Origin of the sequence: Streptomyces sp. SCUT-3 (genome assembly GCF_014083985.1) — a bacterium.
Taxonomy (GTDB): domain Bacteria; phylum Actinomycetota; class Actinomycetes; order Streptomycetales; family Streptomycetaceae; genus Streptomyces_H; species Streptomyces_H thermolineatus.
On record NZ_CP046907.1, the window covers coordinates 916,768 to 931,348 of the forward strand.

12 protein-coding genes are annotated in these 14,581 nt (G+C 72.1%); 6 read left to right on the forward strand and 6 right to left on the reverse strand.

Annotation, left to right across the window (positions count from 1 at the left end; genetic code table 11):
- Position 1 precedes the first annotated feature (1 nt).
- Positions 2-439 carry a cupin domain-containing protein gene (locus GQS52_RS04070; RefSeq protein WP_182311694.1) on the forward strand — a complete coding sequence of 146 codons (438 nt, stop codon included), beginning with the start codon at positions 2-4 and terminating at the stop codon, positions 437-439.
- A 239-nt stretch (positions 440-678) separates the two neighbouring features.
- Here the strand turns inward: GQS52_RS04070 and GQS52_RS04075 are convergent, their stop codons facing one another.
- From GQS52_RS04075 to GQS52_RS04085, 3 genes are all read right to left on the reverse strand, one after another.
- The gene (locus GQS52_RS04075) at positions 679-1,200 is read right to left on the reverse strand and encodes a hypothetical protein (protein WP_182311695.1); all 522 of its coding nucleotides are present in this window, start codon (positions 1,198-1,200) and stop codon (positions 679-681) included.
- A 169-nt stretch (positions 1,201-1,369) separates the two neighbouring features.
- Positions 1,370-3,622 carry a DUF6571 family protein gene (locus tag GQS52_RS04080; RefSeq protein ID WP_182311696.1) on the reverse strand — a complete coding sequence of 751 codons (2,253 nt, stop codon included), beginning with the start codon at positions 3,620-3,622 and terminating at the stop codon, positions 1,370-1,372.
- A 13-nt stretch (positions 3,623-3,635) separates the two neighbouring features.
- The gene (locus GQS52_RS04085) at positions 3,636-3,935 is read right to left on the reverse strand and encodes a hypothetical protein (protein WP_182311697.1); all 300 of its coding nucleotides are present in this window, start codon (positions 3,933-3,935) and stop codon (positions 3,636-3,638) included.
- A 370-nt stretch (positions 3,936-4,305) separates the two neighbouring features.
- Between GQS52_RS04085 and GQS52_RS04090 the strand changes: the two genes are divergently transcribed.
- Complete coding sequence (locus tag GQS52_RS04090) at positions 4,306-4,911, forward strand: class I SAM-dependent methyltransferase (protein WP_182311698.1); 606 nt, start codon at positions 4,306-4,308, stop codon at positions 4,909-4,911.
- Between the two features lie 52 nt (positions 4,912-4,963).
- On the opposite strand, the gene GQS52_RS04095 is transcribed toward GQS52_RS04090, so the two are convergent.
- The gene (locus GQS52_RS04095) at positions 4,964-5,692 is read right to left on the reverse strand and encodes a maleylpyruvate isomerase family mycothiol-dependent enzyme (protein ID WP_182311699.1); all 729 of its coding nucleotides are present in this window, start codon (positions 5,690-5,692) and stop codon (positions 4,964-4,966) included.
- Positions 5,693-5,909: 217 nt separating this feature from the next.
- Here GQS52_RS04095 and GQS52_RS04100 point away from each other — a divergent pair, with 217 nt between their 5' ends.
- Complete coding sequence (locus tag GQS52_RS04100; RefSeq protein ID WP_182311700.1) at positions 5,910-6,386, forward strand: GNAT family N-acetyltransferase; 477 nt, start codon at positions 5,910-5,912, stop codon at positions 6,384-6,386.
- A 52-nt stretch (positions 6,387-6,438) separates the two neighbouring features.
- Here GQS52_RS04100 and GQS52_RS04105 read toward each other — a convergent pair whose 3' ends face one another.
- Entirely contained in the window at positions 6,439-7,215 is a 777-nt protein-coding gene (locus tag GQS52_RS04105; protein WP_182311701.1) for a hypothetical protein, read from the reverse strand.
- Positions 7,216-7,695: 480 nt separating this feature from the next.
- Between GQS52_RS04105 and GQS52_RS04110 the strand changes: the two genes are divergently transcribed.
- Genes GQS52_RS04110 through GQS52_RS04120 form a run of 3 tightly spaced genes read left to right on the forward strand, consistent with a single transcriptional unit; the run spans position 7,696 to position 12,733 of the window.
- On the forward strand, positions 7,696-8,355 hold the full coding sequence (locus GQS52_RS04110) for a DUF4011 domain-containing protein (RefSeq protein ID WP_182311702.1): 660 nt from the start codon (positions 7,696-7,698) through the stop codon (positions 8,353-8,355).
- Entirely contained in the window at positions 8,346-11,366 is a 3,021-nt protein-coding gene (locus GQS52_RS04115; RefSeq protein WP_182311703.1) for a hypothetical protein, read from the forward strand. The genes GQS52_RS04110 and GQS52_RS04115 overlap by 10 nt, the downstream gene beginning before the upstream one ends.
- Complete coding sequence (locus GQS52_RS04120; RefSeq protein ID WP_182311704.1) at positions 11,252-12,733, forward strand: DUF3320 domain-containing protein; 1,482 nt, start codon at positions 11,252-11,254, stop codon at positions 12,731-12,733. The genes GQS52_RS04115 and GQS52_RS04120 overlap by 115 nt, the downstream gene beginning before the upstream one ends.
- Positions 12,734-12,997: 264 nt before the next feature.
- Here GQS52_RS04120 and rox read toward each other — a convergent pair whose 3' ends face one another.
- A complete protein-coding gene (gene rox / locus GQS52_RS04125) occupies positions 12,998-14,464 on the reverse strand; it encodes a rifampin monooxygenase (protein WP_182311705.1) in 1,467 nt (488 codons plus the stop codon).
- Positions 14,465-14,581: the final 117 nt, after the last annotated feature.

Sequence of the window (14,581 nt, forward strand, 5' to 3'; positions counted from 1 at the left end):
CGTGAACAACGAACCCGTCGCCCTGCCGCAGGCCCTGGCCTCCTTCGACGCCCTGTGGAGCCCCCGCGTCGTCACCCGCGTCAACGACTACGACGTGCGCGTCGCCAAGGTCGCCGGCGAGCACGTCTGGCACGTCCACGAGCACACCGACGAGTTCTTCCTGGTGCTCTCGGGCGAACTGCACATCGCCCTGCGCGAGCCCGCCGGGGAGCGGACGGTGACCCTCGGCCGGAACTCCGTGTTCGTCGTCCCCTGCGGCACCGAGCACAAGCCGTACTCCCCCGACGGCGCCGAGATCCTGCTGTTCGAGCCCACCGGCACCCTCAGCGTCGGCGACCGCCACGACGAGATCCCCGCCCACGTCGACGCCACGACCGGCCACGCACTCACCCCCGCGGCCCCCCGCCCCGACACCCGGCCCACCCCCGGAGACGCCTGACGGAACTCCGGGTCCCGGTTCGCCGCACCTACGACGCCGCATCCCGAGCAGCACCGGCCGGGCCGAGCAACACGGCTCGGCCCGGTGCACCCCGGGGAGACAGCGAACCGTGCGCCGTTCCCGGAGCCGATTCTGTTGCAGTGCCCTTCACGAAGAGCAGGACCCCTGGCAGGGCATCTTCCCGGTCGGCGCTCCGCCCTCCAGGAAAACCGCTTCCCTGCCCGACCGCACCGAAAAGGTCATCGCTCTTCGACAAGCTCGGGGATTCCTTCAGGAATCGAGGTGTTTTCGGTGCACCCGACAGCAGACTGAGCAGTTTCCGTCATACTCACCGCAAGCCGCGCTATATCCCGTCGATAGGAGTCGTCACCGGACTTGGGGAAATTTTCCGCATCCACCCCCCAGGCGATCACGGAAAGGTGCGGATTTTTCATCCTTTTAAAACCAGGGAGACTTTCCTGACCAGGCGGAGTGCACTTCAAATAAACAGCAGCGTGACTTTTCCCAGAAATTCCCTCTCCTCCCCCGTCGAACGACAGGGAGTCATTGAACCCCCCAAGGTCGCCTTGCCTCTTCAGGCTCATCTTCCAGTCTTCCAGTCCGCCTTCTTTCAGCTCGGCCCGGAGGTGCAGACCGCCGGCAGCATGCACCCAGATGGAGCAGTTGACCGAGAAGGAGTTCCCGTAATCCCTCACTCTCCAACTGGAAGCCACGCCAACACCGGAGGGAAGCGCACGCTTCACCGTTTCCACATCTTCCACCGAAAAAGTGTCCGCATCGCAGAGATCCCTGTAACCCACCTGCGCCACCCTGTCCGGAGAAAATACCGTCCGACCGGCCAACAGGCCTGCCGAAACCCCGAGCACAAGGACCACCGAACTTGTTGCGACAAGTTTCTTTTCGGTGAATTTCCTCCACCCACCCCCGAGATTATTCACCGGACTCTCCCCCCGTGGGCAAATTGTCTTTGATCCTGTCATTGGCCTGGCCGATTCCGTCTTTTACGCCGTCTCGAACCAGGGCTTCGAGGTCGGCGCGCGACATTCCGGAGGGATTCTCTTCGTCCGCCTTGGCAGCGGCATTCCTGATCACTGAGGTTGTGGATTCTTCGGCTTCCGACTTATCAAGCCCCGAACGATAGACCGCCCCATCCTTGGTATCTTTTTCGAATCCTTCGATAATTCCGTCGATTATTGCCCCGCTAATAGCTTTGGCGGAATCCCCTGCGACGACTCCCCCGACCGGGGAAGTCGCCCCCGCGACACCGACACCGATTCCTATTCCGATGGCAGCCTTGGCCCACTCTCCACCGGAAGCAAGAGAGTCGTTGAATTCCTTATCGCTTTCGATTGCCCCTTCCACCACCGCATTCCTTCTGGCCTCTCCAATAATCCCTTCTATCTGCCCACCGCCCGCAGCAACCTCCCTAAGGGTGTCTTCGGTGGAGCGCCCGTAAGAATCTGGATTGGAGAAATGGTAGTTGATAATCTCACTAGTGTAGATGTGCTGTCCGTAGTTCACCGCCGCGTACCCATCCGGGTCCTTTCCGACTTCATACAGGAAGCGCGTGATGTCGGAGCTGTTGAAGTGAGCTCCTGTACTTTCTCCGTGCGGGTACAGATTTTCCATCTCCGATCCGCCTCCCACCAGCGCGTGGTGAATGTCGGGCATGTACTCCGCAGCCATTCTTCCCAAGCTGTCCGCCATCCCCGCGTGCGCCTTTTCCGGATCCTTTGAGACCAGACTCACGACGTCCTCCATCACTGCGGCTCGCTCCGCACTGTGCGGCGGTGTGCTGCCGTTGGGTGGCCTGTCATAGGGGTGACCCGTGACAGCCGCCTCCAGTGCGTGACCGAGGGAATTGTGCCCGGATTTTCCTTCGGATTTGGCGCCGAGAATGTTGTCGTGCGGCCAATCGCGTTCCTTGAGAAGGTAGTCGAGGTTGCTCTTCTCACCCTCAACCCCCTCCTTCGAATAGAAGAATTCGGTAGCTGCCTCCGGGTTGTGCCCCAAAGCCTCCATGAAGCCGGTCATGGGATCATTTCCGCGGTCGTTCTCGTCCCCGAAGTTGAGGTCGGAGTGGCTCATTGTGATCCAGTGATGCCCGGGAGTGACGCCACCGGTGAAACTCTTGTCCACCTTGACGAGTTCTTTCCCGTACTCACTGAGGAAGTCAGTGTCGTACTTCCCGTGACGCATCAGGTTGCTCATCACCTGGAAGCCGTAAGGATTAGCAGCGTGCTCGGTTCCGAGTCGTTGGTTCCCCAGGCCGATCACTTCCTTCTCCCATGCCTTCATCGCCACACTGTCCCCGTGCGTGGCGGTGGCGAGGGTGGTCCCCAGGTTCTTCTGAAGTTCCTCCAGGAGGACGGTCCGCTTCTCGTCCGGAGCGCTGGTCCCATAAAGTTCCAGCCGGGGGTCCGCCATCTCGGACCAGAACTCGAGCGTCCCCCTGCCCCCCATGCCCACGGCGAACTTCTCGGCGAACTCCTTGTCGTTGCGGTTCGCCTTAAGGAGTCCGTTGAACTCTTTCAGATCCTTGTCGGACATTTCTTTGCCCTTTTGGGCAAGCTGGAGAGCACGGCCGGCGTCGGCAGAGTCGAAGGTACTGTGAACCCGGGAGTTGAAGTCGTCCTTCTTGCTCCCCACGTTCCGTTTCAGCGCCCAGGAAGCGGTCTCGTCCGCCTCCTGGGCGCGAGCGAGGACCTTGTTGATGCGGTTGACGAACTTGTCGATGTTCTCCTGCTCCATCGCCAGCGCGGTGGAGTAGTAGTGGTCAAGCGGAGCGTCGGGGTTGTCGGCAACCGACTTGCCCTCCTGGTACCTGACGATCCCGGTGCCGCTGACGTGCAGCAGGTTCTTCTTCGCCTCGGGTCCGGCGAGTTCGTGCAGGTCCTCCTTGCACTTCTTCAACGTGGAGTGTGCCTCGTCGAGGATGTCAGCGATGGCTTTGGCCTCGGTGGCGGCGTCGGAGAACTCCTTGCCGGTCGTCTTGATCAGGCTCGCGGCATGGTCGGAGGTGCGGTCGGCGCTGGTCCAGCCGGCTGCTTGAAAAGGTTTGACGACCTCGTTGTCCATGGCGTGGTCGAGGCTCTTGAGCTTGCGGGCCATCTCGCCCCAGCTCTCGGCAGCCGCCTTCAGCGCTCCGATGTTCAGGTGGTAGAGCTGCTCGTAGTCGGGCATGGCGACGGGCTCCTCAGCCGAAGGGGCTCTGCTTGGTCGTCGTGGAGAAGGCGGCGGTGTTCTCCCTCTCGGTCCTGGTGTAGTTGTCCGCAGTGGCAGTGCACTTGCTGTGGATGTCACGGCACTTGCGAACCAAGGAGGCGGTCTGCCGGGACCAGGTGTCCAGCACGGTGTCCAGGGTGCTGCCCAGAGCCCCGTGCCAGTGCTCGCCCTTGAGAGCCTTGACCGCGTGGGCCGTGTCGTCCTCGGCGTGCTTGCCGTCGGCATTCAAGCGGCCGGCCAACTCGTTCGCGTTGTTCCCGGCCTTCTTCAACGAAGCAGGATCATCGATCTGCGCAGTACCCACAGCCCCGGGCGGAGTCAGGTGCCCCGTTCCCGGCGTGCTCGGTGGAGTCAGGCTCGGCTGCTGTGAATCAAGATCAGGGCGTAAGTCGCCACTCATGAGTGAAATTCCCCGTTAAGTCCGACAAGGCGTCACTTTCAGTGACGCTCTATTGCCTTGGTGTAACCAATCGCAAAACTATCAGACCTTGTAGGCCACACGAGTTGGGGAGCGGCGGCGTCGGTGACCGGAGCAAGGCTGTCCAGCAGCCCGCTTCGGTGGTAGGAACCGCGCTCCCTTGCCTGCACACGGAGAGGACCGCTCTTGAGGGCGGGCAGCGGCTGCTGGTGGGATGCCGGGCATGACGTCAGGAGCGCACGGCGGCAGGTCGGCGACCTACGACCGCATCGGGGTCGGCTACCGAGAGGTGCGGCGGCCTGACCCCCGGCCTGCCTCGCTGATCGGCGAGGCCCTGGCCGGGGCCCGCACTGTCGTCAACATCGGTGCCGAGGCGGGCTCGTACGGGCCGGCGGACGCCGAGGTGACCGCGGTGGACCCCTCTCAGGTGAGGCTCGACCAGCACCCCGGCCCCCGCGAGGCGCGCGCAGTCGCCGAGGAACTTCCCTTCGTCGAGCGGCAGTTCGACACCGTCATGGCGGTGATGACCGTTCACCACTGGTCCGACGCACGACGCGGCCCGGCGGAGATGGGCCGGGTGTCACGGCGGCAGACGGTCTTCACCTGGGATCCGGGCCACGAGCGGGAGTTGTGGATGGTCTCGGAGTACCTCCCGGAGATCCGGGAGACGGAGCACGGCCGCTGTCCCGCCCTGGCCGAGGTGGTCGGGGCGGCCGTGGAACGGCTGCGTGCCGATCTGGCGTCCGGCTCCTGGGCGCGCCGCCACGCCGACCTGCTGTCCGCGGAGAGCGTCGACCACGGCTACCGCCTGGTCGTGACGGGCGGCTGACCGCACGGGAACGGGCGGGCCGGGAACGGGCCGGGCGGGAGCGGTCCGGTGCTCAGCGCGCGGGGGCGGAGGCCGCGGGCCACGGGCCCAGCTCCGGCAGCTCCCCGGCGGACGTGTGCAGGGGGCCGTCGGTGCTTCGGCCGGCCGTCCAGGCCGCGAGGTCGCGCACCGTTCCGGAGACCTCGACCGTCGCGCCCGTCCCCAGGGCTTCGGCGAAGTCGTGGTCGGTGGCCCGCAGGACCAGCCGGACGCCTTCCGGGGCCCTGGCGGACAGGAAGTCCAGGGCGTGCAGGGCGAACGGCAGCGGCCAGTCGCGGGGCCGGCAGCCGGACGCGAGGTCGACGGCGTGGATCTCCGCCTCCCTCCACCGGGCCGGCACGGTGTCCAGCACCGTGGCGTTGCGGAAGCTCACCGGGCGCCTCCAGTCCTCCGCCGTCAGCAGGGCCCAGGTGTCCTCCAGGTCCTGCTGGGCCGACTCCAGTTCCTCCCGGAGCCGCGCCAGGGGGAGGGATGCGCCCTGTTCGATCGACAGGTCGCGCCCCTCCGGGCCGCCGTCGTACACGTCGACGAGCCGGTCCTGCAGCGCGAAGCGGGCCTGCCGGTCGAGGGCGCGTGCGTTGTCCGCCAGGTGCTTGAGGACGTGGCCCCGCGTCCACCCGGGCAGGGCCGTGTCCGCACGCACCCACCCGTCGTCCCGTCCGTCGAGCAGTCCCAGCACCCGTGCGTGTGCGCGGGAAACCTGTTCCAGGAGTTCTTGAGGGGGCGTCTGCGCATCGGTCACGCCCGCAGCCTACGACCTGTCCGGCCGGTCCCGCGGCTGCTTCGGGCCAGGGCCTCCGGCACGGCCGTGGGCAGGGAGACGTACGCCGCCGCCGTCGGGTTCCGGACCGGAGCCCGGTGCCCGTGCAGCGCCGAAGGCACACCGGGCGGCCTGCGCACCCCGCTCGCGGCGCCGTAAACCCTTTGCCCTCCGGGTCCGCCTCCCCGAGGCTTCCCGCATGATCACCCCGCCCCGCCTGGAGAAGGTCACTCCCGCCAACCTCGACGCCGCGATCGCCCTGAGAGTGCGCCCCGACCAGGAGCACCTGGTCGCTCCGGTCGTCAAGTCCCTCGCCGAGGCGTACGTGCACCCCGGCACCGCCTGGCCCCGGCTCGTCATGGACGGCGACCGGACCGTCGGCTTCCTGATGGCCTTCTTCGACATCGACTTCGCCGGTGACGGCACCGGCACCGACGTCCGCTCGGGCCTGTGGCGCCTGAACATCGCGGCCGGTGAGCAGGGCCGCGGCTACGGCCGCTTCGCGGTCCGGGCGGTGGCCGACGAGATCCGCCGCCGTGGCGGCACCCGCCTGACGGCGACCTGGCACCCCGGCGACGACGGCCCCGAAGGCTTCTACCTTGGGCTCGGGTTCCGGCTCACGGGAGAGACGAGCGGGGACCAGAGCGTCGGCGAACTGGAACTCGCCCCGTCCTGACCCGCCGGGCGGGCCCCGGCCCCCTGCGGCACCGTCCCGCCGGGACTCGTCCTCAGTGCGGCGGCGGCCCGGAACGGCCGTGCCGCTCCGGGGGAACGGCGGGGCCGGGCAGGACCGGGCGCGGGAAGCGGCGGGAAATCCTGGGCAGTCCCGGCCTGCGCCTCGGCATCACGGTCGGCGCGCCCTGGGCCCGGGCCCGGCGGCGCTCCCCCGCGCAGAACAGGCACCGGTCCTCGTCGGGGACCACGGGGGCGTCCTCCCCGACGGGTTCCATGGGGGCTCCCGGGTGCCGGGGGCAGCCGGAGGCGCTGCGCGGCCGGGACAGTTCCCGGGCCACGATGAACGCCTGGTGCACCAGGTCGGCCAGCTCCGCGAACTCCTCCTCCGGGGAGGTGATCTCCAGGTTGCACTGCAGGTTGTTGATGCGGCGCATGTACCCGTTCAGGGACTCGAGGGTGTAGGGCGGCTCGGGGACGGGGTAGCCCATCCGGTTCTGCCGCTCGGCGGGGGGCGGCACGACGCGCTCGCGCATCCGCCGCCGGGTGTTGCAGAGCAGGCAGCGGCTCCAGCCGACCGGCGCCTCGGGGTCGACCGCGCCGTCGGGGTGCTGGGGGCAGCCGGTGCGGCTCCTGGGGGGCGCCAGGCCCGCGGCGCTGCGGAACGCCGCGTGCAGGTCGTCGGCGATCGCGTCGAACTCCAGCGGGTCGGCCCCCTGCCACAGGGCACCCACCCGGTCGTCGAGCGCGCTCAGCTTGGCGTGCACCTCGCGCAGCAGGTGGGGGCGTCCGGAGGGGACCGAGTAGCCGCCGGTGCGAGGAGCGTCGTTCATAACAGGGGAGGGTGGCAGAGCGCGCCTTCCGCGGCAAACCGCCCCCCTTCCGGACGGCTCGCGGCGTCGGCCCCCGCACCGGTGCCCCGGCCCGGCGGGCTCGCGGGCGTCCGGGCTCGCAGGCATCCGGCGGCAGAGTGCGGCGGCCGTGATGTGCCGGATTGCACGGTGCGGCGCACACGCCCACGTGGCGGGCACCTGCGAGTGTCCCCCCGCCGACGCGGTACGCTGCCGCGCGGGTCCGCCGGACGCATCGGCGGACCGCGGGCGGTGCCCGGATGCGCCAGCACTCCGGAGTCCCGCACCGGGCAGGCATGACGCGGCGTCGCGCCCCCTCCCTACTCCGTCCGGACGAAGGCGGCCATCCTCCCCGTTGCGGAGAAGTACGGATTTCTTGCGAAGGAACAGCCCCCATAAGGTAAGTCCCGGCCGTCCGCGGTTCGGCCGGCAGACCGTGTACTGCGTAGGAGTCATTGCCTGATGCCAAGCACCCAACAGCCGGTCGTCCCCTCCGGTCTGTCGTTGCACAAGGTCCTGGAGGACTGGCGCGATTCGCTGACCGACCCCGGCACCCGCAATCGGCTTCTCGGCGTCGGGCACAGCCCCGCCCCCTCCCTGGAGATCCTCGCCCCCGGCCCGGACGCCCTGCTGGGCGGCACCGGCGCCGGGTGGGTCCTGGTCCCGGAGACGGCGGACGCCGCAGCGGACCGGGGCGCCGCCGGGACCGCGGACGCCGGGACGACCCGGGACACCGCGGGCGGCCCGGCCGTCGCGCAGCCCACCGCGATCCCGCGGATCACCGACGGCGTGCCCCGCCTCCCCTCCCCCCGCGCCGACGCCGCCGGCGGCCCGGCGCGGCTGGTCGTGCGGGCGGGCGGGCAGGACGGGCAGTCCTCGCCGCAGTCCGTCCTGGACAGCCTGTACCGCTCCGCCCGGCAGGTGTTCGACGAGCACGGCACGTGGACCCTGCACCTGGGCGCCCGCATCGTCGAGGGAACCCTGCCCGGCACGGAGCTGCGCTTCACCGCGCCCCTGTACCTGCTGCCGGTGGAGCTGGAGGGCCCCGAGGGCGGCGAACGCCGCCTGGTCGTGGTCGAGGGCGCGGGACCGGTCCTCAACCGGCTCTGGCCGTGCTCCTGAGCACCTCGGGGAAGCTCGACCTGGACGATCCGGCCAAGGCCGCGGAGGCGCTGGACGCGGCGCTGAAGGACCCGGCGGGCGGGTGGACGGTCACCGAGCGGGCTGTGCTGTCCCTGTTCGAGCACCGCGCGGAGACCGCCTTCCAGGACCTGCTGAAGAACTGGGAGGCCGTCGCGGCCGCCCCGCCGGTGCGGGCGGCCGTACGCGGTGAGCGCCCCGCCCCGGCACCGCACGGCTACTCCTTCGAACCGTCCGACGGCGGGGTGTTCGCGCTGTCGGACGGCGCCCCCGGCTCCCCCGATTCCTCCGGCGCCTCGGACGCCTCCGACAGCGGGTCCGGGGACCGCGCCGCGGCGGTGGCGGACGCCGTCGCCGCGCTGCTGGGGCAGGGCCGCACCGTGCTCCTGGCCGGCCGCAGGGCGGCGGCCCTGGAGGTCGTGCGCGAGCGCCTCGCCGACGCGGGCCTGACGGACCGCCTCCTGCCCCTGTACGGCCGCTCCGCCGGGAACAAGGAGGTCGTGCGGGCCCTCGCCGCCTCCCTGGCGGGACGTCTCGCCCTGCTGGAGCGGGCCGGCGCCCGGGCCGGCCTGGGTGCGGCCCTGGAGGAGGTCCGGCAGCCGCTGGGCCGCTCCCTGAACGAGGTGCGGGAGCGGCTGGCCGACCTGGAGGACGCCCCCGCGCAGACCCTGCCGTCCGGCTGGGACGCCTCGCGGCTGAGCGCCGAGGCGCTGGAGGAGCTGCTCGACGCCGCGCGTTCGCTGTCCGCGGCCTGGCGGCCGCTGCGGGAGGGCGACGGGTTCGTCTGGCGCGGCCTGGCCGACGCCACCGCGGAGGCCGGTGCCTCCGAGGGGAACGTGGAGGCCGGTGCGCTGCGCGCCGCCGACGCCGCCCTGGACGCGCTCGAGCAGCTGGAGTCCGCCGTGCACGAGCACGCGGACCTGGCCGGGGCGACGGACGCGACCGGCCCGGCCCTCGCCGAGCGCCTGCACGCCCTGCTGTCCCTGTGCGAGGACCGTCCCGAGGTGCCCGCGCAGTGGCTGACCGGGGGCGACCTCGACGAGCTGGAGCGCCGCACCGAGGACGCCGAGCGGAGCACCCAGGAGGTGCAGGAGGCCGAGCGGGCCGCCGCGGAGCGGCTCGGCCCCGCCTGGCGGACCCTGCCCGTCGACCTCGGCACGGACACGGCCACGGAGCCGGACGCAGACCCGGACGCCGACGCCGACGCCGAGAACGACGCCGACGCTGCCGCTGAGAACGGCACGGACACGGACGCGGGGAACGGCACGGACGCGGACGGGAGCACCGTGCGGGACGCGCGGCTCGACCCCGACGTGCTGTCCGGGCTGACCGCGGCGCAGGCCCGCGCCCTCGCCGAGCGGCTGGAGGCCGACGCGCCCCTGCTGCGCCGCCACGCCGCCGCCCTGCTGGACGTGGCACGGCTGTACGGCGTTCCCACCCCGAGGACCCACGCGCAGGCCGTCGCCCTGTGCGACCTGGTCGAACTGTCGGCCGCCGAGCACAAGCCGGACGCGTCCTGGCTCACCGACGAGGGCCGCGCCGCCGCACGCGCCGCCGTGGACACCCTGGAGCAGGCGGTCGCCGGGCTGCAGGCCGCGCGCGGCGAGGCCGTGCGCACCTTCGGGCCGCAGGTGCTGGAGGAGGACGGGCTCGAGGCCCTCGCCGAGCGCTTCGCCGACCGCTACCGCGGCCTGCGCGGGCGGCTGTCCGGCGCCTACCGCGCCGACAAGAAGACCCTGGCGTCCCTGGCGGGCACGGGCACCTGGAGCAAGGACCTGCCCCGTGAGCTGCCGTCGGCGGTGGCGTGGCAGCGGGCGCACCGGAAGCTGGAGCAGGCCGGGCAGGAGCACGCCGGCCTCCTGGCCGCGCACTGGCAGGGCGAGGAGACCGACTTCGAGGCCCTGCGGGCCCTGGTCGACACCGCGGAGCGCGTCTCCGTCCTCGCCCCCGAGGTCGACGACCCCGCCGCGCTCACCGCGCTGGTGGCCTCCGGCGGAACCCCGCAGTCCTCGGCCGTCGCGACGGCCGCGCGGATCCGCACCGACCTGCTGACCTGGCACGCCTCCCTCGCCCCGGACACCCCGGCGGGACGGCCCGACCTGTCCGCCCTGGCCCTCGTCCCCCCGGCCGACGCCGCCGCCTGGTGCGCCGCGCACGTCGCGCCGCTGCGGGCCGCCGCCGAGCTGGCCGAGACGGTCGACGACGTCGTCGCGCGTTCCCTGGCCGGCGCCGAGTCGGAGGGCGAGGTCTCGTGGGCGGCCGTGGCGCCGTCGACGGAGTCGACCGTCGGCGAGGCCCGCGAGGCCGTCGAGCTGGTGGAACGGGCCCGCACCGCCGGAGCCGCGGGCTCCGAGGCCGGGGACGAGCCGCTGTTCGGCCCCCTCGGCGACGACCACGCGGCCGCGGCCGCCGCCCTGGCATGGGCCCGCCGGGCCCGGCAGGAGGCCGGTCTCCCCGGCGGCCTGCCCGAGAACGCGGCCTCCGCCCTCCTGGCCGCGAAGCCCGACCCGGTCCTGGGCGAGCGCCTGGGCGCCTGGCGCACGGCGGTCGGACAGCTGCTCGGCCGCTTCGACGCCGAGCGCGCCGCCGGGCTGGAGGCCGCGCTGGCCGCCGACGCCCGCGCCGCCCTGGCCCCCCTGGCCGGGGACCGCACCGGTCCGCACGAGTGGCACGCCCACCGCAGGGCCGTCGCCGTCCTGGCCGAGCACGGGCTGGGCGGCCTGCCGGAGGCGGCCGCCTCCGGCGACGTGCCCCCGGGGACTTCCCCGAGGCGCTGGAGCGCGCGGTCCTGCGCGCCTGGGCCGACAGGACGACCGCCGACGACGAGCGGCTGGCCTCCGCCCCCGGGGCGGAGACCGGCACGGACGCCGGCACGGAGGTGCCGCCCGCCGACCTCGCCGCCGCCGAGGCCCTGCGGGCCCACGCCGACCAGGTCGCCGTCATCGAGCGGGAAGCCGCCAAGGAGAGCGGGCACATGCCGGTCCGCCGCCTGATGGAGGAGTGCCGGGACGTCGTCCCGCTGCTCACCCCCTGCTTCCTGACGACGCCTTCGGCCGCCGTCCGCTCCCTGCCCGCCGACCACCGCTTCGACGTGGTGTTCCTCGACGAGGACCTCCGCCCCCACACGGCGGAGACGCTCTCCTGCCTCTACAGGGGCAGGTCCCTGATCGTCCCCGACGCCGGGCAGCCGGTCCTGTCCGCCGGTCTCCTCGCCGCGGAACCGGCCGACGCCGGCACCGGCAACGATGCCGCCGTCGCCCCCGCCGACGAGACCCCGGCGGACGAGATCCCCGCCGACGGAACCCCGGCGGACGAGACCCCGGCGGGCGCCGTCCACAGCGACACGACCGACACCGACACCGACAACGCCGACGGTGACAACACCGACGAGGGCACCCGGGTCGCGGTCGACACCGCTGACGACAGCGCCGTCAGCACCGACGCCGACGACACCGTTGCCGAAAGCCCTGCCGCTGCCGACGACACCGACACTCCGGCCGAGCCCGTTGCCGAGGGGCCTGCGGGCGAGGCCGCACCGGAGCCCGTGGCCGAGGAGCCGGTCACGGTGGCCGCATCGGAGCCCGAGCCCGCCGCGGCCCCGCCCGCGGAGGTGCCGGCACCGGAGGCTGCCGCCGACGAGCCCGCTCCCGTCGTGGCTGACGACGCCGCGGGCGACCCCGGGACCGCGCCCGCCGGAACGGCTCCGGCCGAGACGGCAGCCGTCGAGACGGCTCCGGTCGAGACGGCGCCCGCCGACACCGCCGACGCCACCGTCACCGCCGACACCGCCGAGGTGCCGGCAGCCGCCGACGGCCGGTGGACGCCGTACGTGGTCTCCGCGCCCGCCGTGCCCGAGGAGCCCCGGCCGGCCCTGCACACGGCCAAGGCCCAGGAGGCCCTGGTCTCCGTCTTCCGCGAGATCCTCGCGGTCGAGGGACCGATCCACCAGGACCTGCTCTTCCTGCGCGCCCGTGAGGCGTGGGGCGTGGCCCGCATGGGCGCGCGCATCAAGGAGAGCATGGAGAACGTCCTGGAGCGCATGGCCGAGGACGGCGGGGTCGAGCGGGACGGCGAGTTCGTCGACCGCACCGACCGCACCGGTCCCGTCCCGGTCCGCACCCCGGTCGACGCGCTCCGGCGCAAGGCGGGGCAGGTCGCCCCGTCCGAGCGCCGCGCCGCGATCGTCGCGCTGCTGGGCGAGGACGGCGTCAGCCGGGCCGCCCTCCAGTCGGAGCTGGTCGCCGTCTTCGGGTGGGGCCGTGCGAGCAAGGAGGTCACCGCGGCCCTCGACGCCGACCTGGAGGCGCTGAAGGCGGACGGTCTGATCACCGGCACCGCCCGCAAGCTCCGCCGCGCCTGACCCTCCGCCGGGCCCTCGGCCCGGGCCGGAGCCGCCCGTCCCGCGACCGCGCGGTGCGACCCCTCGCACCGCGCGGTCGCGCATTCCGGAACCGGCCCACGGAACCACCGGCCGGAGGACGTCCGGGTGGGGGACGCGGGAGTTCGGCGGGACGCTCACCGGCTTCGGGAACGCCGGCAGCGGTTCGCGCTCGTGGGGCGCGTTCCTCCGGCGGTGCAGCAGCGTCCCTGTCAGGGTCCCGCCCGTCGGGCCGCCTCCGCGTGCTCACACGGCGGCGGCGCCGAACCACTTCTGCAGTACGCCGAGGAGGTCCTGCTGGTCCTCGCCGGTCCACGCCACGTGGCCGTCCGGCCTCAGCAGCACCGCGGGGACGTCCGGCTCGTCGCCGTCGTCGACGACGTGGTCGACCCGGTCCGTCCAGCCCTCCACCGAGAGCCGGCTGGTCCGGTCGAGCAGCAGCCCGCGGCCGCCGCGCATCAGCTCGTAGAGGCGTCCCTGCTTCAGCACCACGTCACGCAGGCGCCGGCCGAGCAGTGCGTGGCCCTCGCCGAAGTCGTAGCGGACCCCGACCGCGGTGATCATCCCGGTCACGTACCGGTTCACCTCCTCGAAGTCCATCAGCTTCGAGAACAGCTCCCGCAGCGCGGTCGCGCCCGGGTCGGTCCCCAGCAGTGTGATCTGCGCGCGGGTGTTGTCCAGTACGCGTGCGCCCACCGGGTGCCGTTCGGCGTGGTAGCTGTCCAGCAGTCCTTCCGGTGCCCAGCCGTTGACCTCGGCGGCCAGTTTCCAGCCGAGGTTGAACGCGTCCTGGATGCCGAGGTTGAGTCCCTGGCCGCCGGTCGGCGGGTGGATGTGCGCCGCGTCGCCGGCCAGCAGCACCCGGCCGACCCGGTAGCGCTCGGCCTGCCGGGTGGCGTCGCCGAAGCGGGAGAGCCAGCGCGGCGAGTGCGCGCCGAAGTCGGTGCCCGCGACGGCCCGCAGTTGCCGCTTGAACTCCTCGAGGGTCGGCGGGGCCGCGCGGTCCTCGGCCACGCCGTCGGCGGGCACGACCAGGCGGTACCTTCCGCCCTCCTGGGGGACGGCGCCGAACCGCAGCTGGGTCCTGCGGACCTCCTCGACGACGGCGGCGACCGTCTCCGGGTCCTCGGTCAACTCCATCTCGCCCAGCAGCGTCTCGACCGTGGCGGGCTCGCCGGGGAAGCCGACGCCGAGCAGTCTGCGCACCGTGCTGCGGCCGCCGTCGCAGCCGACGAGGTAGCGCGAGCGCAGCCGCGTGCCTTCCCCGCCGGCCACGCCCCCGCCCGCAGGGGCTCCCTTCTCGGCCAGTTCGACGGTCACCCCGTCCTCGTCCTGGCTCAGTCCGACCACTTCGCGGCCGCGCCGGATCTCGGTGCCGAGTTCGAGGGCGCGCTCGTCGAGCAGCCGCTCGGTGACGGGCTGCGGGACGGCGAGCCCGTAGGGGTGCGCCGTGTCCAGCCGGTCCGGCCACGGCTTGGCGATGCCGCCGAAGAGACCGCCGACCCGGAACTTCTCACCGACCGCGAGGAACCGGTCCAGCAGACCGCGCTGGTCCATCATCTCGACGCTGCGCGCGTGCAGGCCCTGCCCGCGGGACTGCCCGGTCGGCTCGGCCAGCCTCTCCAGGACGACCACCTGCACGTCGTGCAGCCGCAACTCGGCGGCCAGCATCAGCCCGGTCGGCCCGCCGCCGACGACGATCACGTCAATCATCACAATCCCCGTTTCCGCAGATCCTCGCTCAGGCCGGCGATTCTGCGGCACCACCGGGGTCTTGCCGCAAGCCCCCCGGTGCGCTATAGCTTGAGAGTGGCAAGGAGCGGTTGCGCT

Bases quoted from the DNA above. Each gene is read 5' to 3' on its own strand.
- GQS52_RS04100 (WP_182311700.1), top strand. From the start codon at position 5,910: ATGATCACCCCGCCCCGCCTGGAGAAGGTCACTCCCGCCAACCTCGAC.
- GQS52_RS04110 (WP_182311702.1), top strand. From the start codon at position 7,696: ATGCCAAGCACCCAACAGCCGGTCGTCCCCTCCGGTCTGTCGTTGCAC.
- GQS52_RS04090 (WP_182311698.1), top strand. From the start codon at position 4,306: ATGACGTCAGGAGCGCACGGCGGCAGGTCGGCGACCTACGACCGCATC.
- rox (WP_182311705.1), bottom strand. From the start codon at position 14,464: ATGATTGACGTGATCGTCGTCGGCGGCGGGCCGACCGGGCTGATGCTG.
- GQS52_RS04080 (WP_182311696.1), bottom strand. From the start codon at position 3,622: ATGCCCGACTACGAGCAGCTCTACCACCTGAACATCGGAGCGCTGAAG.
- GQS52_RS04105 (WP_182311701.1), bottom strand. From the start codon at position 7,215: ATGAACGACGCTCCTCGCACCGGCGGCTACTCGGTCCCCTCCGGACGC.